Origin of the sequence: Thermoanaerobacter sp. A7A (assembly GCF_000445185.1) — a bacterium.
Taxonomy (GTDB): domain Bacteria; phylum Bacillota; class Thermoanaerobacteria; order Thermoanaerobacterales; family Thermoanaerobacteraceae; genus Thermoanaerobacter.
In genome coordinates this window covers 1-25,087 of the sequence record NZ_AVAF01000140.1, presented here as the reverse complement: position 1 = coordinate 25,087, position 25,087 = coordinate 1, and the positions used below count along the sequence as shown (strand labels likewise).

Genomic DNA, 25,087 nt, shown 5'->3' with positions numbered 1-25,087 from the left:
ATTAGATTAAGGCAGGTGTAAAAGGTGAGAATTACTGACGGCATGCTTATAACGAATTTTTTGAATGACTACAACAATAACCTTGAACGGTTACAAAAAAATCAAAACATGTTATCTACAGGCAAAAGAATATCAAGGCCTTCTGATGACCCTGTTGCAGTAGCTACAAGCCTACGTATTCGAACAGATATGACAAGAAACGACGCTTATACCAAAAATGCTGATGATGCAAAATCCTGGTTGGACATAACTGATACTGCTTTAAATCAATTGGGTAGCCTATTGCAGCGTACGAGAGAATTAGCAGTCCAAGGTGCAAATGGGACTTTGACTCAAGAGGATATGCAAAAAATAGCTAACGAGATAGAGCAGTTAAAAGCGCAAATGATACAAGTTGGGAATACTCAATACAATGGAAGATATATATTTGCAGGTTTTAAAACTACAACCCAGCCTTTTAGTGAAACCAATAATTCTTATAGTGGCGATAAGGGTTTAATAGAGTTTGAAGTAGGAGCAGGAGGAAACAAAATAGCTGTAAATGTCTCAGGAGATAAGGTTTTTAATGTGGATTCGACAGGAACTTCTCAACTTCTTACTATGATGGATAATCTAAAAAAAGCATTAGACTTGGGAGACCATCAGGCTGTAAGCAATTTAATAGTTGATGTGGATAAGCAGATGGAAAATGTATTGGCAGTAAGAGCAGAAGTGGGTGCAAAATCAAACAGAATTGACCTTATAAAGAATAGGCTCCAAGATGATAACTACAATTTCACATCGCTTCTTTCAAAAAATGAAGATGCAGATTTGGCACAAGTTATTACAAATCTCAAAATGGATGAAAATGTGTATAGAGCCTCTTTAGCTGCAGGAGCTCGTATTATGCAGCCCAGCCTCATAGACTTTTTAAGGTGATAATATGAGTATAGTGATACATCAAACCTTTGGCAGGATAGGTATAGAAACCACTCCTGCCCAAATTTCTATAGAAAGTCCAAAAGCAGACATTGAAATAAAACAAATACCTGCGAAAGTGGAAATAGACCAAAAACTTCCTCAAGTATATATAGATCAGTATCAGTGTTTTTATGAATCAGGGCTTAAAAGTATTTTTGACCTTGTCCATGATGAAGCCCAGATGAGCAAACAAATAGCTCTTGAAGCAATAGGTAAAATTGCTGAAGATGGAGATACACTTGCATCAATAGAAAACCATCAAGATGCAATTGTAAAATTAAGTGAAGAAGCGATGATTCAGGATATAGACTTCAATGTTGACCTAATGCCAAAGTCACGACCCAAAATATGGTTTGACGGATATTTAAGAATAAATTGGCAGTTAGGCGGCGCAGAAATAAGAGCGATACCACATAAGCCTCAAATATCTGCAATATCAGGGTATATAAACATTTACATGAGACAATATCCTTCAATAAAAATAGAATATGTAGGAAACAATTTTGATAAAACGGTTTAGCTTTTATTGTTTTCCTGTTTTCCCTATAGGAATACCTATAAAACCCGAATATGAAAGTGAGGAACTGATTATGCAAATAAATACAAAAAACTTTGGCATCATAGAATACAATCCTGAAGACGTGATTTACTTTGAAGAAGGAATACCAGGTTTTGAAGACTTACACATTTTTTTAATAATTACTGACAACAATGAAGATATGCCTTTTAAGTGGCTTCAATCTATTGATAATACAGACATAGCTTTTGCAATTATTGACCCGAGAGTATTTAAACCTGATTATACCTTTGAAATTGATGAAGAATTAATACAAACTCTTCAAATTGAAGATGTAAACCATCTTCTTATATATGTCATTGTGGTAATCCCCGATGAAATAGAAAAAATGACAGCAAACCTAAAAGCCCCTATAATTATAAATGCTAAGAATAACAAAGGTAAACAAGTTATTCTTGACAATGATGAATACTTAATAAAGCATCCAATATTGGAGGAACTCAAAAATGCTTATTCTAACGCGTAAAGTAGGTCAAGCCATAGTTATAGGGGAAGATATAGAAATTAAAATATTAGAAATTGACGATGGTCAAATAAAGTTGGGGATTACTGCACCAAAAAATATATCTGTTTTAAGAAAAGAGCTTATGGAAGTTAAAGATGAAAACGTAAAAGCAGCAACTGTAAACAAAGAGGCTTTAAGCAAATTAGAAAATTTTATTAAAAAACGCTAAAGTAAATTAAAAATATATCGATATATATAGTGTAAACAAAAGATGAAGCAGTTGGCCAACTGTGAGTCTTAAAATCTTTCAAAATTAAGGCAAGGATGCCAAATAACAATTCAAGGAGGAAGATTAAAAATGATTATTAACCACAACTTAAGTGCGCTAAACGCATGGAGAGCACTTTCAGTTAACACTGCGAACACACAAAAAGTGCTAGAGAAACTTTCATCAGGTTACAGAATAAATAGAGCTGGTGACGACGCAGCAGGTCTTGCAATTTCAGAAAAAATGAGAGCGCAGATAGCTGGTTTGAATCAAGCTCAAAGAAATGCTCAAGACGGTATATCTTTAATCCAGACAGCTGAAGGTGCACTGAATGAAACACATGCAATACTTCAGAGAATGAGAGAATTGACAGTTCAAGCGGCAAATAGTACAAACACTCTTACTGATAGGCAAAATATTCAAAAGGAGATTGACCAACTTAAGAAGGAAATAAATAGAATTGCATCAACAACCCAGTTTAACACTCGAAATCTTTTAAATGGTTCTTTAGCTGCTGGTAAAGCTACACTTACATTTCAGATTGGAGCTAACAGCCAGCAAGTACTTAAATTAAATATAGCTACAATGACTGCATCGGCGTTGAAAGGTACTGCTACTGGAGCTATATCAATGGCAAGTATTAATGTAGCTACTAATAATGCTTCTGTTATTAGTGCCCAAATTAATTCTATTGATGCAGCAATAAATAAAGTGTCTGGTCAAAGGGCTGACCTTGGTGCAGTACAAAATAGGCTTGAACATACGATAAACAATCTTGGTACAGCATCAGAAAACCTAACAGCAGCAGAATCCCGTATAAGAGACGTTGATATGGCACAAGCAATGATGGAATTTACAAAAGACAACATACTAAACCAGGCAGCAACAGCAATGCTTGCCCAGGCGAATCAATTACCACAAACTGTTTTACAATTACTCAGATAACACAAAAGGGAGGTCTTACCTCCCTTAAATTATTTTCATTTGTTTGATTTAAATTGTCATAATACATGGTATAATAAAAGTACTCGAAAATATTACTAGCATTTTTAATGAAAGGCTTAAATTATATTTTATCTATGACGATAAAATATATAAAACAAACAAATAATTGTGGAGGTATTAAAATGTCTAATGAACTTATGAAGGAAACGATGGAAGAAAGTTTTAAGTATATACCAAAATTAATAAATGGCATTGATAAAGAAATAGAACATATAAGTAATGGAGAATATACGGAGGCATTGTCATTACTGACATATATACTTGAAGGATTAGATTGGTCTATACAAGCTATTACTCTAACTTCACCACTTCATGGTTTTAGCATAGATATTTCAAAAACAAATGAGAGTTTAAATTTATTGCTGACAGCTATTGAAAATTCAGATTATCAATTAATATCTGATGTACTAAACTATGAAATAAAAGATATTTTGTACAGTTATATAAATCATTGCCAAAAGGGAGAGCTTAACTAATGAAATCATTTGAAATTATAAAAGCAAAAGATGGGAAGGATACATTAGTTATAAAACAGGGAGACAGGAAATATTTTCTCCACAGTTTTTATTACCCTGAAAAAGAAGGAGAAGAATGGGCAAATGGAGTTCAATTTGATGATGAAACGATAATACTGGTATATGGCATTGGGCTTGGTTATCATATAAATTTTCTCACTAGAAAATTATCTTTGAACAACAGGTTAATTCTAGTGGAACCATTGAGGGAAGTATTTGAATATGCCTTAAGTAATGGTTATTATGATGAATTTAAGGAGAGGCCTAATACATTTTTTATAACTGAAAATTCGGAAGAAAATCTGAAAAATTTGTTAGCAATGTACATACCGTGGGATAATTTTGAAAACCTTGTGTATAAGGATTTTAAACAGTATCCCAAGATTTTTGAAGACCACTATAAGATGTTTAGTAATTGCCTAATTGAAACTATTAATGTGATGAGGATAAACAGAAATACTGCCTTATATTTTGCATCACAATGGCAATCGAATTTTATGGAAAATGTAGAGTTTATTTTTAGAAGTGTACCAGCGAAGTCGTTTTTCGATTTATTCAAAGATATTCCAGCTGTTATAGTATCAGCTGGTCCTTCATTAGATAAAAATATCAGACTTTTAAAAGAAGCGAAAGGCAAGAGTGTAATAATATGTGTGGGTACCGCTTTAAAGGCTTTGTTAAAAGAAGGCATTGAACCAGATTTTGTTGTTTCAATAGATGGAAGTGAGAAAAACTTTAAACATTTTAAGAGTTGTTCAGTTAACAGTCCATTATTGTATGACCTTACAGTATATCCACGAATATTAAAAGAATATAAAGGTCCACTTATTATAGGACGAATTGCTTCAGACTTTTCTGCTTTATTCGAAGAAAAACTATCGTTAGAATTTGGAACTTTAAATGCAGGTCCATCTGTAGCAAATTTGTCGCTAGATTTTACTTATAAAATGGGATGTAATCCTATTGTATTTATAGGACAGGACCTAGCATATTTAAATAATCGAACACATGCTTCTGGAACAACCTATGAAAAAAATAGAATAAATAGCAATTCTGATAAGGATAAGAAAGAATATATATATGTTGACGGCAATTATGGAGAAAAAGTTTTAACAGATCGAGTTTTACTTTCATTTAAAACGTGGTTTGAAAATTATATATATAAGAATCACGATAGGATATACATAAATGCCACTGAGGGTGGCGCATTTATAAAAGGAACAAAAGTAATGAATTTTAAGGATGTAATTGATGAATATATGACAAAAGATTTGCGTATAAATCGAAGAATTAGTGAAGTTATGGCAAATAATAAAATAGAATTAAAACCAGAACAAATTGATTTTATTCGAGCAGAGTTGGAAAATACAATTAAAAGGTTAAAAATAATAAAATGGGATTGTTTGCGAGGTGCAAAACTTTCAAAAAAAATGTATAATGAGTATGAGAAAAATATCAATGCCGATACAACAAGAATACTTGCGATATTAGATAAGATTGATGCGAAGCTAAGAAACTCTAAGGAAAGTTTTTTATTAATATCTTCTATTTTGAATATAGTAACAACAAAAATTCTTAAAGGATTTAAAAGTGAGAAAGAAGAAACGGAAAAGGAAAAAAAACTGCGCGTATCGATGATGTCATATACACTTTATTATGGTATTTATGAATCGATATTACAATCAGAAAAGGGACTTGAAAAAGCATTAGATACAATAAAAAATATATCAGGAGGATAAATATATGAAAATAAAAGGCAAGAAGGTACTTGTGACAGGAGCAGGGGGATTTATTGGTTCACATCTTGTGGAAAGGCTAATTGAGAGAGGGGCGAAAGTAAGGGCTTTTGTGAGATACAATTCAAAAAACAACTGGGGCTGGTTGGAGACATCACCATATAAAGATGAGATAGAAATTTATACAGGAGATATAAGAGATTATGATAGTGTAAAAGATTCCATGAAAGGAATCGAGGTTGTTTTTCACTTAGCTGCTCTTATAGGAATACCGTATTCATATATTTCGCCACTTGCATATATAAAGACAAACATAGAAGGAACGTATAATGTATTGCAATCTGCAAGAGAACTAGGTGTAGAAAGAGTAATACATACCTCCACAAGTGAAGTTTATGGGACGGCGAAATATGTGCCTATTGATGAATCACATCCATTACAGCCACAGTCTCCATATTCGGCTACCAAGATAAGTGCCGATAATATAGCACTGAGTTTTTATAATGCATTCAATTTACCGGTAACAATAGTGCGACCGTTTAACACGTATGGTCCACGTCAATCTGCAAGAGCAGTAATTCCTACAATTATTACTCAGATTATGAGTGGTAAAAAACAAATTAAACTTGGGAATTTACGACCTACAAGAGACATGAATTATGTGATAGATACAGTGAATGGATTTATAAAGATAGCAGAATGTGATGAACTTTTAGGGGAAGTAACGAATATAGGTTCAGGGAAGGAAATATCAATAGGAGATTTAGCCAGACTTATTTCTCAGTTAATGGGAGTGGAAATAGAAATAGTGCAGGAATACCAAAGATTTAGACCAGAAAAGAGTGAAGTTGAGAGGTTGCTTTGTGATAATACAAAAATAAAAAAATTTACTGATTGGGAGCCTCAATATACTTTAGAAGAAGGGCTTATTCAAACTATAAACTGGATGAAAACACATTTAAATATGTATAAGCCGGAGGTATACAATGTGTGAATTATATCTAGATTCTCCTAATTTAGGTGAGTTAGAAAAAGAATATATTTTAAAAGCGATTGATAGTAATTTCGTATCGACTGTTGGCCCTTTTGTACCCGAGTTTGAAGAAAAATTTGCAAAATATTTAAGAGTAACCTCTTGTGTTGCAGTACAAAGTGGTACAGCAGCAATTCATGCTGCACTATATGAACTAGGTATAAAAGAAGGAGATGAGATTATTGTACCTGCTATTACCTTTGTTGCAACTGTTAATCCAATAGTTTATTGTGGGGCAACTCCAGTGTTTGTTGATATTGACAAAGATACGTGGGATATAGATCCGAAAGAGATCGAAAAATCAATAACTTCAAAGACAAAAGCTATTATACCAGTTCACTTATATGGTAATCCATGTGATATGGATGAAATAATGAAGATTGCTGAAAAATATGGACTTTACGTAATTGAAGATGCGACAGAAAGCCTTGGTGCTGAATATAAAGGGCGTATGACAGGCACAATTGGCCATATTGGATGTTTCAGCTTTAATGGCAATAAAATTATCACAACGGGCGGAGGCGGAATGATATCAACAAATAACGAAAAATGGGCCTCTCATATAAAATTTTTAGTTAACCAAGCGAGAGATGCATCACAAGGATATTTCCATCCTGAAATAGGTTTTAATTATCGGATGACAAATCTGGAAGCGGCTCTTGGGCTTGCTCAACTAGAACGTTTACCAGAATTTCTCAAAAAGAAACGTATGTATTTTGAAGCGTATAAAAAAATTTTTGGAGGTATTGACGAGATAGCACTTCAAAAAGAGTATGAAGGTGCTATAAGTTCTGCATGGCTTCCATCGATAAAAATTGATCGCAAAAAAATAAAAATGACTATTCCAGAAATTCAAGACAAATTAAAGGAAAAAGGAATTCCAACAAGAAGAATATTTAATCCAATAGTTGATTTTCCACCATATGTTAAGTATAAAAATGGTAATTATCATAATTCGTATGAAATATTTGAAAATGGATTAAGTTTACCAGCTTCTACCCTAAATACACTCGAGAATATAGAATACGCGGCAAAAACATTATTGAATATTTTAGGTATTAAGAAAGAGGTAATTTTATGAAAAAAATTGCAGTTGTCACAGGGACAAGAGCAGAGTATGGGTTATTGTATTGGACAATGAAAGAAATTAAGAATGATCCGGAATTAGAATTACAACTTCTTGTAACAGGAATGCATTTATCACCAGAATTTGGACTAACGGTGCAGGAGATTGAAAAAGATGGATTTAAAATAGATGAAAAAATAGAAATTTTGCTTTCCTCTGATACAGGACAAGGAGTAGCTAAAGCTATAGGATTAGGAGTTATAGGATTTGCTCAAGCTTTTGTAAGACTAAATCCTGATATACTCATGATTTTAGGTGACAGATTTGAAATATTTGCAGCTGCAACGGCAGCAATGGCAATGAACATACCTATAGCCCATATTGGTGGTGGTGAATCAACAGAAGGAGCAATTGATGAGCAAATAAGACATGCAATAACTAGAATGGCACACATTCATTTTACCAGTTGTGATTATTATGCAAAAAGAATAAAAAAAATGGGAGAAGAAGAATGGCGTATATTTAATGTTGGAGCGCCAGGACTAGAAAATATTAAACGATTAAAGTTGCTTGAAAGAGAAGAACTGGAAAAATTGCTTAATATAGATTTAAGTAAAACTACATTATTAGTTACGTATCATCCAGTAACGTTGGAAATACAAACTTTAAAAGAGCAAATGGATAATCTTTTAAGTGCATTGATGCAAACAGGACATCAAATTATATTTACCTATCCTAATTCTGATAGCGGAGGCAGATATATAATTGAAAGGATAAACGAATTTATTAAAAATTATAATAAAGCTAAAGCTTTTATAAATCTGGGACAGCAGAGATACTTGAGTTTAATCAAATATGTGGATGCAATGGTAGGTAACTCTTCCAGTGGGATTATCGAAGCACCATCTTTTAAATTACCTGTCGTAAACATAGGTGACAGGCAAAAAGGTAGACTGCGAGCTCTAAATATTATAGATGTCGGTTGTTCTAAAGAGGAGATATTAGAGGGTATTAATAAAGCACTATATAATGAAGAGTTTAGAGCAAAACTTAAAGATACAAAAAATCCTTATGGAGATGGGGATACGAGTAAAAAGATTATTAAAATATTAAAAGAGATCAATACAAAACAAGAGAATTTTCTAAAAAAGAAGCTTACTTATTAGAGTTAATTTTAAATTAATTTTGTAAAGAGAGATGGTAATCAGATGATTAAAATAGGGAGTAAAACAATTTCTGAGAATTCACCCGTGTTTGTAATAGCTGAGGCTGGTGTGAATCACAATGGAGATATAGAAATAGCAAAAAAAATGGTTGATGCGGCGTGTGAAGCTGGAGCAGATGCAATAAAATTTCAAATATTTAAAACAGATAGTTTAGTGATTAAAAATGCGGATAAGGCTGAATATCAAAAGTTAAATACAGGAATAGATGAAACACAGTATGATATGTTAAAAAAATTAGAACTTTCATACGAAGAACATTTCAAAATTATGGAATACTGTAAAGAGCGAAATATAATATATCTTTCAACGCCGTTTGATTATGAAAGTGTTGACGCATTAGAAGAGCTAAATGTTTATGCATATAAAATAAGTTCAGGAGACATAACAAACCTTCCATTTCTAAAATACATAGCAAGCAAGGGTAAACCAATGATTGTTTCTACAGGCATGTCAAATCTAGGTGAAGTAGAAGATGCAATAGAAATAATAAAAAGTACGGGTAACGAAAAGATAATTTTATTGCACTGTACATCCAATTATCCAGCGGAATACAATGACGTAAACTTAAAAGCGATGATTACTTTAAAGAATGCTTTTCAACTCACAGTAGGCTATTCTGATCATACACTTGGTATTGAAGCCCCAATTGCTGCAGTATCATTAGGAGCAAGAATTATTGAAAAACATTTTACTCTTGATAGAACTATGCCAGGACCCGACCATAAAGCATCATTAGAACCTGCTGAATTAAAGCAAATGATTATTAGTATACGAAATATAGAAAAGGCATTGGGTGATGGGATAAAAAAATGTACTAAAAGTGAGGAAAACGTGAAAAAAATAGCAAGAAAGTCAATTGTTGCAGCAAGTTATATACCAAAAGGAACTGTTATTGAGGAAAATATGTTAACTATAAAAAGACCTGGGACAGGTATACCACCGAAATTTATAGATTATTTAATAGGGAAAAAAGCAAAAATTGATATCTTAAAGGATACAGTTCTTGACCTATCGATGGTTGAATAAACTTTCTGTTTTGTGAGGGGGAACTTTTTTGAAAAAAGTAATATTGATTGGTGCAGGAGGACATGCAAAAGCAGTAATAGATATACTTAAAAAAAATAATCAAGGAATAGAAATTGCAGGGCTAATAACAAAAGATGCTGACGATATAGGGAAAAAAATATTAGGAGTATCAGTAATTGGTACAGATAAACAGCTAAGTGAGTTGTTTGAGAGAGGTATAGAATATGCGCTTATAGCTGTAGGAAGTGTTGGAGATAATTTTTTAAGGAAAAAGTTATATGAAAGAGTCGCAAATATCGGTTATACATTTGTAAATGCATTTCATCCCTCTTCGATTATTTCGGATCATGTAAAATTTGGTGCTGGAAATGTTGTTATGCCAGGGGTATTAGTTGGGCCGGATACAATAATAGGAAATAATGTAATTTTAAATACAGGTTCCATAATAGAACATGATTGTGTAATAGAAGATCATGTTCACATAGCTCCAGGTGTCAAAATTGCAGGAGGGGTAAAAATTGGAGAAACAAGCCACATTGGAATTGGTAGTGTTATTATTCAGGGGATAAAGATAGGAAAAAATGCTTTGATTGGAGCAGGAACTATTGTTTTAAAAGATGTGCCAGATAATGCAGTAGTGGTAGGTGTGCCGGGGAAAATCAAAAAATTTAGGGAAAACAATGATTAAGGGGAAATTTAAATGGAAAAGATCAAATCTGTTCTTATTAAAGAAGAATCCTTGATTAAAGAAGCAATAAAACAATTAAATGAAAATAGCCTTCAAATTCTTCTTGTTATAGATGACAATTATAGATTGATTGGTACTGTTACAGATGGCGATATACGAAGAGCAATTCTAAATAATATTTCTTTTGATGAACCAGTTGGCAAGATTATGAATAGAGTGCCGAAATTTGTTTATATAGGGGAAGAAGAAAGTGCGAAGGAGCTTATGATAAAACATAGAATAAAAACTATTCCCGTTTTAGATAGAGAAAGAAGAGTTGTAGACTTAATTTTGATGGAAAAATTTCTTGAAACGAAATACGAATATTCTGAAAAACCAAATTATGTTTTTATTATGGCAGGGGGAAAAGGGACAAGGTTGGATCCTTTTACAAAGATACTCCCAAAACCTTTAATACCAATTGGAGATACCCCCATAATTGAACTTATTGTTAAAAATTTCAAAAAATATGGTTTTAATAACTTTTTAATTTCAGTGAATTATAAAGCAGAAATTATAAAATTATATTTTTCAGAAAATCCTGATGGATACAATATAAATTTTATACACGAAAAAGATTTTCTTGGAACAGCAGGTTCGCTGAGACTTGCAGAGGAAAAATTGAAAGATACATTCATAGTTTCAAACTGTGATGTAATTATAGATATAGATTTTGATGAATTGTTGAAATATCACAAAAAAAATAATAATCATGCAACAATTGTAGGAGTAGTAAAAAATATGCAGATTCCATATGGGGTTATAGACGTAAATAATGGAGAGCTTGTAAATATGATTGAAAAACCGGAATACAACTTTGTTATAAATTCAGGAGTTTATGTGTTAGAACCAGAGTTAATCAATTTAATTCCACAAGGTAAGCCAATAAATATGCCAGACTTATTGTTAAAATCAAAAGAATTTGGCTATAAAGTAGGTGTGTATCCGATAAGTTCAAAGTGGTTTGATGTAGGTCAATGGGAAGAATATAGAAATACGTTAGAATATTTTAAAAAGGTGGAAGGTATCTAAGTATGTATAAAGGGAAAACAATATTAGCGTTGATACCTGCTAGGGGTGGTTCCAAGGGAGTGCCAAGGAAAAATATAAAGCTTCTTTTAGATAAACCTCTTATAGCTTATACTATTGAAGCCGCTTTACAAGTTGATTTTATAGATAAAGTAATAGTATCAACGGATGATTTAGAGATAGCACAGATATCTAGAGAATATGGAGCAGAAGTCCCTTTTTTAAGGCCTTATGAATTAGCAACTGATGAAGCAAAATCAATAGATGTTATTTTACATGCCATGGACTGGATGGAAAAAGAACATGGTGCATTTAATTTGATTTTACTTTTGCAACCTACGTCACCTTTCAGAAATAGTGAAGATATTAAAACTGCTCTTGATATATTTTTTGAAAAAAATGCAAAAGCTGTGGTTTCTGTTTGTGAAGCAGAACATTCTCCTTTATGGATGAATACTCTAAATGATGATCTAAATATGAAAGATTTTATTCGAAAAAATATTTTAAACAAAAATAGACAGGAGTTGGGTAAGTATTACCGTATTAATGGTGCAATTTATATAGCAGAATGGGATTATTTGAGACAAAATAAAACTTTTTTTGGAGATAAAACTTATGCCTATATTATGCCTAAAGAAAGATCTATTGATATTGATACTGAAATGGATTTTAAATTTGCTGAATTTTTAATAAATAGATATGGCTAATTTAAATGGCGGGTACTTCCCGCCATTTAAATTAAAGACAGAACTCACTTTTTATACCTATATAAAAAGCTTGAAGGAAGGCTTTGCTTCCTTTAAATTATATTTATTGAGTAATTTAATATTCTCATAAATGGTTGCTTCCTTTTTATTGATGTAAAATTTCTATAGTATTTTCTATAATAAGCTTTTCTGCTTCTTACATATAACAAATTTCTATTACCTAAAACACTACTAGTAATTATATTTAACTGAGAAGAGTTTATGATATAATTATTTTAAGAGACAAGCTTAAAGGGAAGTGATGGTGAAGTGCAAACATTGAATTTGATAGAGATTTCAGACAAATCATCAAGCATTTTAAATAATGCTAAGCCTTTTTTAAAGTGGGCAGGCGGAAAAACACAGTTATTAGATGAGTTATATAAGAGATTGCCATTCTCTTTAATTCAAAGTGGTAAAATAGAGAGATATGTTGAGTCTTTTGTGGGCGGTGGTGCATTTTTTTTCTTTTTAAAAAGAAATTTCAAGGTTAAAGAATCGTTTTTAATCGATATAAATAAGGAACTAATAATAGGCTATAAGGTAATTCAAAATAATGTGAATGAATTAATTGATGAGTTAAGCAGCATGGAAGAGAAATATCTAAAATTATCAGAGGAACAGAGGAAAGATTTTTACTATAACATTAGAGATGAGTATAATAGACAAAAGGACAATTTTGATTATATAAATTATAATTTGGACTGGGTAAAAAGAGCAGCGTACTTAATTTTTTTAAACAAGACATGTTTTAATGGATTATATCGTCTAAATAAAAAAGGTGAATTCAATGTACCGTTTGGGAAATATAAAAACCCTACTATTTGTGATGCTGACAATTTAATCGAAGTAAGTAAAGCGTTAGAGAATACAGAGATCATTTGTGCAGATTTTGAAGAAAGCAAAAAGTATATACATAAAAACACTTTGGTTTATCTCGATCCTCCTTATCGTCCTTTAAACAATACTTCGAATTTTACAAGTTATAATGAGGACGGGTTTGATGATGATGACCAGAGGCGGTTAGCTCAGTTTTTTAAAGAAATGGATAAAAGAGGCGCTTATCTTATACTTAGCAATTCGGACCCCAAGAATGAAGATGTAGATGACAATTTTTTTGATGAATTGTATGCGGGGTTTATTATTGAAAGGGTAAAAGCAAAAAGATATATTAACAGTAATGGGGATAAACGAGGAGATATAAATGAATTGATAATAAGGAATTATGAGTAGGGGGCTTAAAATGAAGGAATTATATATTGAATTTTTAAATGTAGAAAATGAGGAAAGTGTAATAGAAAAATTTCATGATACACTTGTGGACACAAATAGGAGTTATGACTTTTTTGTTGATTGGGACAAAGTAAGAAAACACGTTGAAGAACACAAAATAGAATTTAATATATTAAATAGTTTAATAGGAAGTAATCAGTTTGATAATGACTTAAGAAAAATTTTATTAAATTATCCTCGAGTGCTTCCTGTTATACCGATTTTATTAGCAATACGAGACCTTAATTTTAAAGTAATCCGCGATTTTACAGATAAAAACTTGGATATTGTGAATTATGACTTTAACACTAGAACTCTTACATCAGAAGAGATTGATAATATTATAGAATTTTTTGATAAGACAGGCTTAAAGAGATTTTTTCTGGAAATGGGTACGAAGAGCGTACAAGATTATGTAATAGGTGTGGAAGTAGGCATGGATACCAATGCGAGGAAAAATAGAAGTGGAGATGCGATGGAATTAGTATTAAAGCCAATTATTGAAGATATAGCAACAAAGGAAAAAGGATTTGAAAGAGTTTTATTTCAGAAAAATTTCGGATATTTGGAAACTATTTATGGTATAGAGGTTAATTCTTCAATTAAAAACAGAAAAGCTGATTTTATTTTAATCAAAGACAACAAAAAAGTTATCAATATCGAAGTGAATTTTTATTCAGGAACTGGTTCAAAACCTCAAGAAATAGTGGATTCCTACATAGAAAGACAGAATGAACTTAAAAATAATGGATTTGAATTTATTTGGATTACAGACGGAGAGGGATGGAGAGGACAGAAAAATCAAATTCATAAAGGCTTTGAAAAAATAGATTATTTGTTAAATCTTCATTTTGTGCGTATTGGTTTATTGGAGGAAATATTATGCAGGATATAGATTTTAAAAAAGAAATAACTACTGTATGGTCGTTTCCTGAAAGGGGAAAATGGAAGACGCATAAGGGAAATTACAGAGGCAATTTTGCACCTCAAATTCCAAGGAATGTTATATTAAGATATTCCCATGAAGGAGATTTTGTACTCGACCCTATGGTTGGCAGTGGTACAACGCTAATAGAAACTAAAATATTAAATAGGCGAGGTATAGGTTTTGATATCAATCCAGATAGTGTAGAGCTGACTAAAAGAAATTTAGACTTTGATGGAGATTATAAGTATGAGCAGATTGTAAGGGTAGGGGATGTGAGAAATTTAAAAGAGATTGGCGATAGCAGTATTGATTTAATAATAACGCATCCACCGTATTTAAATATTATAAAGTATTCAAATGGGAGAATAAAAGGGGATTTATCAAATATATCTGATGTTAAAAAATTTTGCAATGAATTGGAAAAGGGAGTTATTGAACTTTATAGGGTTTTAAAAGAAGACAGATATTGTGCTATTTTAATAGGAGATACAAGAAAAAGCGGGCATTACATACCTCTTTCATATTATGTAATGAGACTTTTCCTTAAGAATGGCTTTGTATTAAAGGAGGACATTATAAAAGTTCAACATAATTGTAAGTCTACACCTTATTGGGAAAGACAGGTAGAGAAATATAACTTTTATATGATTATGCATGAACATTTATTTATATTTAGAAAGCCTAAAAAAGATGAAAATTTAAACAAAATAAAATATAGCACGGGCTTATACTAAATGGCGGGGATTTCCCGCCATTTAGCGTATTTTTATTTACTACACTATAGAAATTTTATAATCTTTTAGCCACATATTTATTTGTACGAGGTAAGCGAAGAGTTGGGCAGAGCCCATAAGCTGTGAAAACCAGGCAGGGTCATAGGCTTTTGCATCTGTTTCTATAAGTTCTGCGATTGCTTTTTTATCTACAAGTTGCAAAAGTGGGGATGTACTGTCATCAATTATTTGTTTTAGCCATTCTTTAACGATGTTTTTAAATACTGGATTGTGTGTTTTAGGGTAGGGACTCTTTTTTCTTTCAATTACTTCCTCTGGGATGTAACCTTTTAGAGCGTATCGCAATATTCCCTTTTCTCTGTTATTTAAATTTTTCATTTCCCACGGTATATTCCATACATATTCTACAAGTCTGTAGTCTAAAAAAGGTACTCTTGCTTCAAAACCTACTGCCATGCTCATTCTATCCATTCTGTCAAGAAGCATGGACATAAATCTTGTTATGTTAAGGTAAAACATTTCCCTCATTCGAGCATTATATGGGTCTTCTCCATTCAGCTTTGGCACTTCATTTAAAGCTTCATTGTATCTATCATTTAAGTATTCTATAGGTCTTATATATTTTACAACTTCTGGCAAAAGCAACTTCATGCGTTCATTGACCATTCTTATCCATGGGAAGGTGTGACTTTCAATTGCTTCTTTATTTCTAAACCAGGGATAACCTCCAAAAACTTCATCAGCACCTTCTCCTGATAGAGCGACTGTGGCTCCTTTTTTTACTTCTTTTAAAAATAGATATAAAGATGAATCTATATCTGCCATACCAGGAAGGTCTCGAGCGTACAAGGCTGGTTTTAGAGCATGTGCAAGTTCTTCGTTATCTATAAATACATAGTTATGGTTTGTGTCAAGTTTATTTGCAACAAATTTTACCCAGTCTGCGTCAGAGTTTGGTTGAAACTCGTTTGGCGTAAAATATTTATCATTACCTACATAATCTACAGAGTATGTTATAAGTTTATGGCCTTTTTGCTTTAATTTTTCATTTGCGAAGAAAGATACAGCAGTTGAATCAAGTCCACCTGATAGCAATGAACATAAAGGCACGTCTGAAATAAGCTGCCTCACTGAAGAATCTTTAAGGAGATACCTTATTTTTTCCGACGTTTTCTCAAGGCTATCTTCATGGGGAAGACTTTGTAATGACCAGTATTTGCTTATATTTACTCCATTTTTAGTGAATATGAGGTAATGTCCGGCTTTTAATTCTTTAATGTCTTTAAAGACACCACATCCGGGAGTTCTTGAAGGTCCCATTACAAATATTTCTGCAAGACCTTGTGAGTCTATCTCTGGTTTTACATGAGGATGTGCTAATATTGCTTTGATCTCTGAACCAAATATCAAAGCCCCATTTTTAATGGTATAAAATAGTGGCTTTATTCCGAGATGGTCCCTGGCAATAAAAAGCCTATTTTGTACTTCATCCCATATTGCAAAAGCAAATATTCCATTAAATTTTTTAACACATAAAGAACCCCATTCTATATAAGATGTCAAGATAATTTCAGTATCTGAACGGGTATTAAAAGTATATCCCAAGGATATGAGTTCGTTTTTTAATTCATCCATATTGTAAAGTTCTCCATTGTGGATGATGACAAAATTTTTTTCGCCGTATTTTTTTATCATTGGTTGAATTCCACCTTGTGGATCTATAACAATTAAACGGCGGTGCCCCAAAACACAATGTTTTGATAGCCATACCCCAGAACCGTCAGGTCCTCTTTTTTTAAGAGTGTCTGTCATTTTTTCGATTATTTCATTTTGAAGTGACAAGTCCATGTCAAAGTTAACCCATCCTGTTATTCCACACATAAAAATCCTCCTAAAATTTAAATCTATAAGTAAATATATTCTCTTTTTTTGCCATTGATACATGTTATAATTTTCTAATGAACTTTTAATTTCTACATGATATAATAAAGACATAAGTTTTTTAGGAGGACTAAGCTTTTATGGAGAAAGTAATAAAAGAGCATTATTATGAAGAAAATGATATTGCTGAAAGGATAAGGTTTCTAAAAAAGAAATTAAATGAATGCAATATAGAACTTCCAAAAGCCTTAGAGCTTAGTCGTGAATTAGACGAATTGATTGTCATGTACATGAAAGGAGAAAAACAAGTAAAACAGATAAAATAAAGTATTGTTTTACTTGTTTTTCTTTTTGCGTGAAAATTACATAAAAAAATTTAAACTTTTTAAAATATATGTCGATATTTATATTAGCAAGAGGGAGAAATTATTACAAATGATAAATTCTTATTGCAGGAGGTAATAATGGTATGTTGCAGGGGATAAATACTGCGGGAACGGGGCAAGTAAATTCGCAGTTTAAAAGAGATAGTGCGTTAGTAGATGAAATAAAAGCAGTAAAAGATATACTAAGTAAACCTGTAGACGAAGATAAACTTAATAGTGAGCTTAATAAAGAAAATAGAAAAATAAGCATTAACGATCATACATATTTTGAATTTTCTGTGCACAAGCCTACAAATACAATAGTGGTCAAAATTGTTGATAGCGATACGAATGAAGTTATTGACGAAATTCCGCCTGAAAAAATACTTGACCTTGTGGCAGGATTATGGAAAATAGCTGGACTTTTTGTGGATAGAAAAATATAGTTGGGGGTATTAAGATGGATCCAATAAGTATGAACAACTACAATATGAGCAATTTATTAAGAATAAGTGGTCTTGCAACAGGGCTTGACACTGATTCTATTGTGAAGCAGTTAATAAGAGCTGCCAGTATTCCTCTCGATAGATTAGAACAACAAAAGCAATGGTATCAATGGCAACAAGAGGATTTAAGAGATATAAACAGTCAGCTTTTATCTCTGCGAGATAACAATGTGTTTGCACTTACATTACAAGGAACTTTTCTTGCGAAAACTGTTTCATCAAATTCTGCTATTGCGACTGCTACAGCAACATCGAGTGCGGTAAACGGAACTTATACAATAAATGTGGCTCAACTGGCACAACCCGCTTACAGAACTTCTGGACAGCTTAGCATTACAGATCCGAATGCAGCACTTAACCAAACAGGTACAATTGTATTGAATAATGTTAGCATAGCAGTGACTTCCACTGATTCGTTAAATTCGATTATAGCAAAAATTAATAATGCAGGGGCAGGGGTTACCGCTAGTTATGATACAAATTTAAAGACTATATTTCTTGTATCTACCACCACCGGAAGTAGTGCTAAAATAGACTTTAGTGGTTCTGATTCAAATGGGTGGAATATATTAAATAATACCCTAATGATCAATGTTGGTACAACTGTGGGAACTGATAGTTATGTTGCTTATGGTAAGAATTCCCAGTTTACTTTAAATAACGGTACTACTGTGTATTCCGAAAGTACAAATAATTTTACATTATTAGGTTTAAATATTACCCTTACGGGTACAGGTACTACAACTCTAACTGTTTCAACGGATGTTGACAAAATATATAACTCCATAAAAAACTTTGTTGATACATATAATGATGTAATTACAAAAATTAATACAAAACTTACAGAAAAAAGATATTACGATTATCCACCTTTAACTTCTGAACAAAAGCAAGCTATGAAAGACAGTGATATAACTTTATGGGAACAAAAAGCTCGTTCTGGAGATTTGGCTAATGATGAAACTCTTATGAGAATATATTATTCCATGAGAAATGTTGTTTCATCTACAGTTTCTGGTGTAGGCTCTTTAAGTTCAATTGGTATTACGACAGGCCAATGGTATGAAGGTGGAAAACTTTACATCGACGAAACAAAGCTTAGAGATGCTATTGCAAATAATCTGGATGAGGTGATGAAGATATTTTCAGGTGTTTATCAGACAGATTCTAATGGAAATACTACTTTAGTTACTCCAGGTATAGCACAAAATTTGTATGATACCTTAAACAGTGGCATTGATGCCATAACTCAAAAAGCAGGTAGTACCACTCAGCTTTATGATTCAAGTTTTATAGGAAACAGAATAAGAGAAATAGATGATAGGATTGTTCAAATGCAAGAGTATCTAAATAACCTTGAACAGAGATATTATGCACAATTTACACAGTTAGAGATGTATGTAAGCCAAATGAATTCACAAAGTGCGTGGTTGAGTCAACAAATAGGGGTTATGGGGAAATAGAAAGGGGTGCGGCGATGGTAAATCCATATCAGCAATACAAAGAAAACGCGATTTTAACAGCAAGTCCTGAAGAACTGGTACTGATGCTTTACAATGGCATAATAAGGTTTATTGAAGAAGCAAAAGGTGCGATAGAGAAAAAAGATTATATGGCAGCAAATAATGGTATACAAAGGGCACAAGACGTTATTACAGAGCTTATGCTTACTTTAGATATGAGCTATGATATTTCGCAAAACTTGTACAGTTTATATGACTATATGCTAAGAAGATTAATTGATGCTAATGTAAAAAAAGACGTGACAATTTTAGAAGAAGTAAAAGGATTTGCAATAGAATTAAGGGATACTTGGAATGTAGCTCTTAATAAAGTTAGAGAAAAAGTCTATGCGAAAGGTTGATGGGATGAATAATGCTGTAGAAAAGCTTACTCAACTTGTGCAGGATAAAATTCAGAAATTGAAAGAGCTTTGTGAGGTTACTGAAAAAATAGGTATTGCCATAGCTTCAAACAATTTAGAAGAATTAAAAAATCTTCTTATTACGAAGCAACAGATTATTGAAGAGATTAACGAACTAGATACCGATTTTATTCCTCTGTACAATAATTTCAAAAAAGAAAATAAAGTGGAAAGTATATTTGCTTTAGAAAATAAAATAACAGGGGAAGTAAGTAAATTGAAAGCTTTATTCATAGAGGCAAAAGCCTTATTGGAAAAAATAAAAGAAAAAGATGACAAAAACCTCAAAGAGATAACTGATGTTTTTGAAAGAACGGGGAACAAATTAGAGGAATTGTCAAAGAATAAAGAAGGGTACATAGAATATCTTAAATACTATACACCTGACAGTTATTTTTTAGATAAAAAACGTTAAAAGAAGCGGGAATTCCCCGCTTTTTTAAATTTTAAATTTATTTATTGTACTCATCAAGGTATTTGCAATATTGCTCAAATCTTGTGCGGATTTTGATATTTCTTCTATTGCGGTTTTTTGCTCCTCTGTTGCAGAAGATATTTCTTGGGTAGAGGCAGCAGCTTCTTCCGTTACTGCAGCGATATTTTGTATGGAATCTAACATTTGACTTCTACTTTGAGAAATTTTCAGCATTGAGTCATTGAGCTTATTAAGCTCCTCTACGATTCGATTTACTGCTTGCTGAATGCCATAGAAAGTATGAACTGTTTTTGCTAAAGATTCATTTTGTTTTTCTATGGAAGCACTCGCTTCTTCTACTACTTCATGGGTATCATCAATGTTTTGCTGTATTTCTTTTATAATAGATTCAATATTTTTAGCGGCTTCAGAAGACTGATTTGCCAATTTTCTCACCTCATCAGCTACTACAGCAAAACCGCGACCAGCTTCTCCTGCACGGGCTGCTTCAATTGCAACATTTAATGATAAAATATTGGTTTGATCGGCTATTGCAGTTATTGTTTCTACAATTTTTCCTATTTCATGAGATTTTTCCTTTAAATAGGAAGTAGATTCTTTCACTTTGCTGTGCATTAGTTCTGTGACTTTAGTCTTTTCGCTTAATTCTTTTATATTTTCTAATCCAGTATTTGCTGCTTTTGTTACAGAATCAGTTTCTTCATTTATATTCATTGAATTTTTCATTGTCACATCTAAATTTTGACTTAACAAGTTGGTAATAGTTGCAGCTTTTTCAGCTTCTTTTGCTTGCTCCTGCGCGCCTTTTGCTATTTCTTCCATAGCTACAACTACTTCATTTGTGATTTGCTCAGCTTTATTTGATGCAAAGGATACTTTTTTAGAATATTCGTATACAGAATTTGCATCCTCCATTTGTTCCATCATTGCTGTAAGGGCCAGTCCATATTATTGCATCTGGATTTTCAATAGCTTTTTTATACCATTCCTGGCTGGTAGGGTCATAGTTTGGGTCGAGGGGAAGGTCAGGAGATTGAATTATTTTTTTATCTGGAGTTGCAAGGTAAATAAGAGATATTTTGGTGCTTTTTGTTTTTAAAACGGTTGTAAATAAATCCTGTAAATTCTTTTTATTAGTTTCGAAATTACCTTGTCCCAAATTTAGAATTTGAAGATTGGCAGAGAGTATAATAAGTTGAGTTTCAATATCATTTTTGAAAAGGTCTACATAATTATTTATTAGTCCTAATGTATCTGCATTAGAGATGTTGATAGTATCTTGTAAAATTTTTATTGACTTGCTTGTAGACATATAACCAGTGAAAGCGAGAGGAACGATTATCATAAGGGCTATGAATGTCATTAATTTAGCAAATATGCTACTAGCCCTGGTCAAAAACTTTAGTCTAACGTTTGACTTGGGGATTTTAGGAATTTTTAAACTTAGTTTGAATTCCTTCTTCTTTTGAAATCTTTTTTGTTTTTTCATTAGTTAGACACCTCCAAAATGGGCAAATTAAGTTATGCAATCGGTTGTATAAATATATTATACCACTGTTAGATGGATTTTACAATAAAATGTCGGAATTTGTATTTTGAGATCGTAAAAATTTTATTAAAATTTTATTGCTATTTAAGGTTTAAGATGATATAATACACCTATAATATAATCGAAAGATTATATTGAACCAAAAATTCAAAGTGAGGGGATTATTAGTTATGTATCAAGACAAAGTGTTAGTGTGCAAAGATTGTGGGAAAGAGTTCGTGTGGACAGCAGGAGAACAACAGTTTTATGCGGAGAAAGGCTTTCAAAATGAGCCTGTAAGATGTAAAGCCTGCAGAGAGGCGAAAAAAAGAAGAAGCCATCAGTACAATGCTAGAAGAGACAAGAAAGCTTTTGGCATGAGTAAATAATCCCCTTACTTTTTCGCAAGAAAAGTAAAGAGGATTATACAAAAGGCACCATTTCGGTGTCTTTTTTACATTTCAGAACTTTTTCCACATTGTTAAAAGCGAATTTAAAAGTTATTCACAGACTTATCCCCATTATCCACAGGTTTTTTATTTCACAATATATTTTTATACTTTCTAAAAAATTTCCTTTACTCTTTAAACAAAAAAATATTGAAATTTTATTCATATGATATTATAATTATGAGAGCGAATTCTGTAAGATTTTGAACGGTCTCACTGCGAGGTAAAAATAACTTATTCCAAAAAAATTTTTTACGGAGGAGAGGAGAAAAATGAATAAAAAATTACTTGGTGTTCTTTTGATTTCAGCATTGGTTTTAGCATTGCTTTTATCCGGTTGTAGTAATAAGCCTGTTAGTGCGTTAGACAAAATCAAACAAAAAGGCGTTATCATAATGGGTACAAGTGCAGATTTTCCACCTTATGAGTTCCATAAAGTAGAAGGAAACAAAGATACAATAGTGGGCTTTGACGTTGATATAGCAAATGCCATTGCGAAAAAATTAGGGGTTAAGCTGGAGATAAAAGATATGGACTTTAAAGGATTGATTCCAGCTCTTCAAGCCGGGCGGATAGATATGATTGTGGCAGGTATGACTCCCACACCAGAGCGAGCTAAAAGCGTTGACTTTTCAGACCTTTATTACAACAGCCAACAAGTTGTAGTTGTAAAAAATGACAGTCCTATTTCAAAGTTTGATGATTTAAAAGGCAAAACTGTGGCGGTGCAAATAGGCACCACCTCTGAAGAAGCCGCTAAAAAGATACCAGATGTAAATTTGAAGCAGCTAAATCGTGTTGGAGACGCTTTTATGGATTTAAAAAATGGCAGATGTGATGCGATAGTATTGGAAAATACTGTAGCAAATGCATATCTCAAAGAATACAATGACATGAAAATACTTAACATGAAAGAAATCAACACGGTAGAAAATGGTTCTGCTGTTGCAGTAGCTAAAGGAAATAAAGAATTAGTGAATATAATAAACGATGTGATAAAAGAGTTAAAAGCTAGTGGCGAATATGACAAACTTATAGATAAATGGTTTAAGCAATGATGAAATTTGGTGGAGAATTTTAAAGACAATTCTCCACTAAAATTTTGCTGAAAGGAAGATTTTTATGAGTGTAAATTTTTTGAGCATGCTAAAATACAGTCATTTATTTGTAAGCGGCCTTCTCATGACTTTAAAACTCACATTTTTAGCAGTGACTATAGGAGTTATATTAGGTCTATTCATAGCTCTTATTAAAATGTCTTCTATAAAACCTATAAGCTTTATAGGAGCCAGTTATGTTGAAATTATAAGAGGTACTCCTCTTTTGGTACAACTTTTATTGATATATAATGGCCTTATGCAATTTGGAATAGATATACCAGCTTTTACAGCAGGAGTTTCTGCTCTTGCCATAAATAGCGCTGCTTATGTTGCCGAAATTATAAGAGCAGGCATACAAGCTGTAGACCCCGGTCAAAACGAAGCAGCTCGTTCCCTTGGCATGACACATGCTATGGCGATGAGGTATGTTATAATTCCCCAGGCAATAAAAATATCCTTCCTGCCTTGGGAAATGAATTTATCGTGATGCTCAAAGAATCAGCTATTGTATCAGTAATAGGCTTTGCGGACCTTACAAGGCAAGCAGACATTATACAAAGCGTTACTTATAAGTATTTCGAACCTTACATCATCATTGCAGCTATATATTTTATAATGACCTTCATCTTTTCAAGACTCCTTGGAATCTTTGAAAGGAGGCTTAGGGCTGGTGATACGCGTTAATGAGGTATATAAAACCTTTGGGGATTTAGAAGTATTAAGAGGTGTAAGTCTAAACGTAAATAAGGGAGAAGTTGTTGTGATAATAGGACCAAGTGGTTCGGGAAAAAGTACCCTTTTAAGGTGTATAAACCTTTTAGAGGTGCCTACTAAAGGAGAAATCTATATTGAAGGGATCAAAATAAACGACAAAAAAGTAAACATCAATAAGATAAGGCAAAAAGTAGGGATGGTTTTTCAGCATTTTAATTTATTTCCACACTTGACAGCTCTTGAAAATGTAACTTTAGCTCCTATTAAAGTGAAAAAAATGGACAAAAAAACCGCTGAGGAGATAGCTTTGGGCTTACTTGAAAAAGTAGGGCTTTTAGACAAAAAGGACGAGTACCCTATTAAGCTTTCAGGCGGTCAAAAGCAGAGACTTGCAATTGCAAGGGCATTAGCTATGCAGCCAGATATTATGCTTTTTGATGAGCCCACATCAGCCCTTGACCCTGAAATGGTAAAAGAAGTTTTAAACGTCATGAAAGGATTGGCTAATGAAGGAATGACGATGGTAGTTGTCACTCATGAGATGGGTTTTGCGAGGGAAGTGGGAGATAGAGTCATTTTTATGGACGATGGAATGATAATTGAAGAAGGGACGCCAGAAGATATTTTCTACAATACAAAAAATGAAAGGACAAAAGAATTTATAAGTAAGATTTTGTAAAGGCACTCCGAAAAGGAGTGTGAGACTGTACACAAAGTATAATTTTGATTGGCATTTTGCAAGTTTGCTCCAGCGACAAAGCAGGCTAAACTAACGCTCGCTCTCAGACTCCAGCGGGGTTCCGGCCACATTCGACATCCTGTCTCAGGTGGCCGCTTCCGCCATCCGTGGCTCCAGCCCCGCCTCCGTCTTTCGAGCTTGCTAAGTTTAGC

General features: G+C 32.7%; 26 protein-coding genes and 2 pseudogenes. 26 read left to right on the top strand and 2 right to left on the bottom strand.

The annotated features are described in order from the left end of the window. Positions 1–24: 24 nt before the first annotated feature. The 17 genes from flgL (at position 25) to M663_RS0111020 (ending at position 15,293) form a co-directional block, all read left to right on the top strand. Entirely contained in the window at positions 25–918 is an 894-nt protein-coding gene (gene flgL / locus M663_RS0111100) for a flagellar hook-associated protein FlgL (protein ID WP_029688952.1), read from the top strand. Between the two features lie 4 nt (positions 919–922). Continuing rightward, a complete protein-coding gene (locus tag M663_RS0111095; protein WP_029688951.1) occupies positions 923–1,480 on the top strand; it encodes a DUF6470 family protein in 558 nt (185 codons plus the stop codon). A 70-nt stretch (positions 1,481–1,550) separates the two neighbouring features. Further along, entirely contained in the window at positions 1,551–2,003 is a 453-nt protein-coding gene (fliW, locus tag M663_RS0111090; RefSeq protein WP_029688950.1) for a flagellar assembly protein FliW, read from the top strand. Then, a complete protein-coding gene (gene csrA, locus M663_RS0111085; protein ID WP_029688949.1) occupies positions 1,984–2,211 on the top strand; it encodes a carbon storage regulator CsrA in 228 nt (75 codons plus the stop codon). Before fliW ends, csrA begins: the two co-directional genes overlap by 20 nt. A gap of 129 nt (positions 2,212–2,340) precedes the next feature. Further along, positions 2,341–3,195: a flagellin Hag gene (gene hag / locus M663_RS0111080; RefSeq protein WP_029688948.1), complete on the top strand. Its 855-nt coding sequence runs from the start codon at positions 2,341–2,343 to the stop codon at positions 3,193–3,195. 182 nt (positions 3,196–3,377) lie between these two features. Further along, a complete protein-coding gene (locus M663_RS0111075) occupies positions 3,378–3,731 on the top strand; it encodes a hypothetical protein (protein WP_029688947.1) in 354 nt (117 codons plus the stop codon). Continuing rightward, positions 3,731–5,509 (top strand): 6-hydroxymethylpterin diphosphokinase MptE-like protein, encoded by a 1,779-nt coding sequence (locus M663_RS0111070; protein ID WP_029688946.1) that lies wholly within the window; start codon positions 3,731–3,733, stop codon positions 5,507–5,509. Before M663_RS0111075 ends, M663_RS0111070 begins: the two co-directional genes overlap by 1 nt. A 4-nt stretch (positions 5,510–5,513) precedes the next feature. Next, positions 5,514–6,500, top strand: coding sequence for an NAD-dependent 4,6-dehydratase LegB (locus M663_RS0111065; protein WP_029688945.1), 987 nt, complete (start codon positions 5,514–5,516; stop codon positions 6,498–6,500). Continuing rightward, a complete protein-coding gene (locus M663_RS0111060; RefSeq protein ID WP_029688944.1) occupies positions 6,493–7,620 on the top strand; it encodes a LegC family aminotransferase in 1,128 nt (375 codons plus the stop codon). Before M663_RS0111065 ends, M663_RS0111060 begins: the two co-directional genes overlap by 8 nt. Further along, entirely contained in the window at positions 7,617–8,771 is a 1,155-nt protein-coding gene (gene neuC, locus M663_RS0111055) for a UDP-N-acetylglucosamine 2-epimerase (RefSeq protein ID WP_029688943.1), read from the top strand. Before M663_RS0111060 ends, neuC begins: the two co-directional genes overlap by 4 nt. Before the next feature lie 42 nt (positions 8,772–8,813). Continuing rightward, the gene (neuB, locus tag M663_RS0111050) at positions 8,814–9,857 is read left to right on the top strand and encodes an N-acetylneuraminate synthase (RefSeq protein ID WP_029688942.1); all 1,044 of its coding nucleotides are present in this window, start codon (positions 8,814–8,816) and stop codon (positions 9,855–9,857) included. Positions 9,858–9,885: 28 nt separating this feature from the next. Next, positions 9,886–10,545, top strand: a complete 660-nt coding sequence (locus tag M663_RS0111045; RefSeq protein WP_029688941.1) for an acetyltransferase — start codon at positions 9,886–9,888, stop codon at positions 10,543–10,545. A 12-nt stretch (positions 10,546–10,557) separates the two neighbouring features. Continuing rightward, positions 10,558–11,616: a nucleotidyltransferase family protein gene (locus tag M663_RS0111040; RefSeq protein WP_029688940.1), complete on the top strand. Its 1,059-nt coding sequence runs from the start codon at positions 10,558–10,560 to the stop codon at positions 11,614–11,616. Between the two features lie 2 nt (positions 11,617–11,618). Continuing rightward, positions 11,619–12,320 (top strand): acylneuraminate cytidylyltransferase family protein, encoded by a 702-nt coding sequence (locus tag M663_RS0111035; protein WP_029688939.1) that lies wholly within the window; start codon positions 11,619–11,621, stop codon positions 12,318–12,320. A 309-nt stretch (positions 12,321–12,629) separates the two neighbouring features. Continuing rightward, a complete protein-coding gene (locus tag M663_RS0111030) occupies positions 12,630–13,592 on the top strand; it encodes a DNA adenine methylase (protein WP_029688938.1) in 963 nt (320 codons plus the stop codon). Positions 13,593–13,602: 10 nt separating this feature from the next. Then, on the top strand, positions 13,603–14,526 hold the full coding sequence (locus tag M663_RS0111025; protein ID WP_029688937.1) for a type II restriction endonuclease: 924 nt from the start codon (positions 13,603–13,605) through the stop codon (positions 14,524–14,526). After that, positions 14,514–15,293, top strand: a complete 780-nt coding sequence (locus tag M663_RS0111020) for a DNA methyltransferase (RefSeq protein ID WP_029688936.1) — start codon at positions 14,514–14,516, stop codon at positions 15,291–15,293. The genes M663_RS0111025 and M663_RS0111020 overlap by 13 nt, the downstream gene beginning before the upstream one ends. 39 nt (positions 15,294–15,332) lie before the next feature. Here the strand turns inward: M663_RS0111020 and asnB are convergent, their stop codons facing one another. Further along, positions 15,333–17,174: an asparagine synthase (glutamine-hydrolyzing) gene (gene asnB / locus M663_RS0111015; RefSeq protein WP_029688935.1), complete on the bottom strand. Its 1,842-nt coding sequence runs from the start codon at positions 17,172–17,174 to the stop codon at positions 15,333–15,335. A gap of 140 nt (positions 17,175–17,314) precedes the next feature. Between asnB and M663_RS0111010 the strand changes: the two genes are divergently transcribed. The 5 genes from M663_RS0111010 (at position 17,315) to flgN (ending at position 20,384) form a co-directional block, all read left to right on the top strand. Beyond that, positions 17,315–17,500 (top strand): Spo0E family sporulation regulatory protein-aspartic acid phosphatase, encoded by a 186-nt coding sequence (locus M663_RS0111010; protein WP_029688934.1) that lies wholly within the window; start codon positions 17,315–17,317, stop codon positions 17,498–17,500. A 143-nt stretch (positions 17,501–17,643) separates the two neighbouring features. After that, positions 17,644–17,985, top strand: a complete 342-nt coding sequence (locus M663_RS0111005) for a flagellar protein FlaG (RefSeq protein WP_029688933.1) — start codon at positions 17,644–17,646, stop codon at positions 17,983–17,985. 14 nt (positions 17,986–17,999) lie between these two features. Next, positions 18,000–19,508 carry a flagellar filament capping protein FliD gene (gene fliD, locus M663_RS0111000; RefSeq protein WP_029688932.1) on the top strand — a complete coding sequence of 503 codons (1,509 nt, stop codon included), beginning with the start codon at positions 18,000–18,002 and terminating at the stop codon, positions 19,506–19,508. Positions 19,509–19,522: 14 nt separating this feature from the next. Next, complete coding sequence (fliS, locus tag M663_RS0110995; RefSeq protein ID WP_029688931.1) at positions 19,523–19,909, top strand: flagellar export chaperone FliS; 387 nt, start codon at positions 19,523–19,525, stop codon at positions 19,907–19,909. Beyond that, positions 19,896–20,384 (top strand): flagellar export chaperone FlgN, encoded by a 489-nt coding sequence (gene flgN / locus M663_RS0110990; RefSeq protein WP_273702713.1) that lies wholly within the window; start codon positions 19,896–19,898, stop codon positions 20,382–20,384. The genes fliS and flgN overlap by 14 nt, the downstream gene beginning before the upstream one ends. A 24-nt stretch (positions 20,385–20,408) precedes the next feature. Here flgN and M663_RS15875 read toward each other — a convergent pair. Then, positions 20,409–21,894, bottom strand: a pseudogene (locus tag M663_RS15875) (methyl-accepting chemotaxis protein). A 230-nt stretch (positions 21,895–22,124) separates the two neighbouring features. Between M663_RS15875 and M663_RS0110980 the strand changes: the two are divergent. The 4 genes and pseudogenes from M663_RS0110980 to M663_RS0110965 all read left to right on the top strand — a co-directional run bounded on the left by M663_RS0110980 (position 22,125) and on the right by M663_RS0110965 (position 24,875). Then, the gene (locus M663_RS0110980; protein ID WP_029688929.1) at positions 22,125–22,322 is read left to right on the top strand and encodes a zinc-ribbon domain-containing protein; all 198 of its coding nucleotides are present in this window, start codon (positions 22,125–22,127) and stop codon (positions 22,320–22,322) included. A gap of 332 nt (positions 22,323–22,654) precedes the next feature. Continuing rightward, complete coding sequence (locus M663_RS0110975; RefSeq protein WP_029688928.1) at positions 22,655–23,440, top strand: basic amino acid ABC transporter substrate-binding protein; 786 nt, start codon at positions 22,655–22,657, stop codon at positions 23,438–23,440. A 64-nt stretch (positions 23,441–23,504) separates the two neighbouring features. Beyond that, a pseudogene (locus M663_RS14820) lies at positions 23,505–24,166 on the top strand (amino acid ABC transporter permease). Next, entirely contained in the window at positions 24,153–24,875 is a 723-nt protein-coding gene (locus M663_RS0110965; RefSeq protein ID WP_029688927.1) for an amino acid ABC transporter ATP-binding protein, read from the top strand. Before M663_RS14820 ends, M663_RS0110965 begins: the two are co-directional and overlap by 14 nt. Positions 24,876–25,087: the final 212 nt, after the last annotated feature.

Coding starts and splice junctions, on each gene's coding strand:
- asnB (WP_029688935.1), bottom strand. CDS start 17,174: ATGTGTGGAATAACAGGATGGGTTAACTTTGACATGGACTTGTCACTT.
- neuC (WP_029688943.1), top strand. CDS start 7,617: ATGAAAAAAATTGCAGTTGTCACAGGGACAAGAGCAGAGTATGGGTTA.
- fliD (WP_029688932.1), top strand. CDS start 18,000: ATGGATCCAATAAGTATGAACAACTACAATATGAGCAATTTATTAAGA.
- M663_RS0111035 (WP_029688939.1), top strand. CDS start 11,619: ATGTATAAAGGGAAAACAATATTAGCGTTGATACCTGCTAGGGGTGGT.
- M663_RS0111060 (WP_029688944.1), top strand. CDS start 6,493: ATGTGTGAATTATATCTAGATTCTCCTAATTTAGGTGAGTTAGAAAAA.
- M663_RS0111070 (WP_029688946.1), top strand. CDS start 3,731: ATGAAATCATTTGAAATTATAAAAGCAAAAGATGGGAAGGATACATTA.
- M663_RS0111065 (WP_029688945.1), top strand. CDS start 5,514: ATGAAAATAAAAGGCAAGAAGGTACTTGTGACAGGAGCAGGGGGATTT.
- M663_RS0111020 (WP_029688936.1), top strand. CDS start 14,514: ATGCAGGATATAGATTTTAAAAAAGAAATAACTACTGTATGGTCGTTT.
- flgN (WP_273702713.1), top strand. CDS start 19,896: ATGCGAAAGGTTGATGGGATGAATAATGCTGTAGAAAAGCTTACTCAA.
- fliW (WP_029688950.1), top strand. CDS start 1,551: ATGCAAATAAATACAAAAAACTTTGGCATCATAGAATACAATCCTGAA.
- M663_RS0111010 (WP_029688934.1), top strand. CDS start 17,315: ATGGAGAAAGTAATAAAAGAGCATTATTATGAAGAAAATGATATTGCT.
- fliS (WP_029688931.1), top strand. CDS start 19,523: ATGGTAAATCCATATCAGCAATACAAAGAAAACGCGATTTTAACAGCA.
- M663_RS0111075 (WP_029688947.1), top strand. CDS start 3,378: ATGTCTAATGAACTTATGAAGGAAACGATGGAAGAAAGTTTTAAGTAT.
- hag (WP_029688948.1), top strand. CDS start 2,341: ATGATTATTAACCACAACTTAAGTGCGCTAAACGCATGGAGAGCACTT.
- M663_RS0110980 (WP_029688929.1), top strand. CDS start 22,125: ATGTATCAAGACAAAGTGTTAGTGTGCAAAGATTGTGGGAAAGAGTTC.
- M663_RS0111025 (WP_029688937.1), top strand. CDS start 13,603: ATGAAGGAATTATATATTGAATTTTTAAATGTAGAAAATGAGGAAAGT.
- csrA (WP_029688949.1), top strand. CDS start 1,984: ATGCTTATTCTAACGCGTAAAGTAGGTCAAGCCATAGTTATAGGGGAA.
- M663_RS0111095 (WP_029688951.1), top strand. CDS start 923: ATGAGTATAGTGATACATCAAACCTTTGGCAGGATAGGTATAGAAACC.
- neuB (WP_029688942.1), top strand. CDS start 8,814: ATGATTAAAATAGGGAGTAAAACAATTTCTGAGAATTCACCCGTGTTT.
- M663_RS0110975 (WP_029688928.1), top strand. CDS start 22,655: ATGAATAAAAAATTACTTGGTGTTCTTTTGATTTCAGCATTGGTTTTA.
- M663_RS0111040 (WP_029688940.1), top strand. CDS start 10,558: ATGGAAAAGATCAAATCTGTTCTTATTAAAGAAGAATCCTTGATTAAA.
- M663_RS0111005 (WP_029688933.1), top strand. CDS start 17,644: ATGTTGCAGGGGATAAATACTGCGGGAACGGGGCAAGTAAATTCGCAG.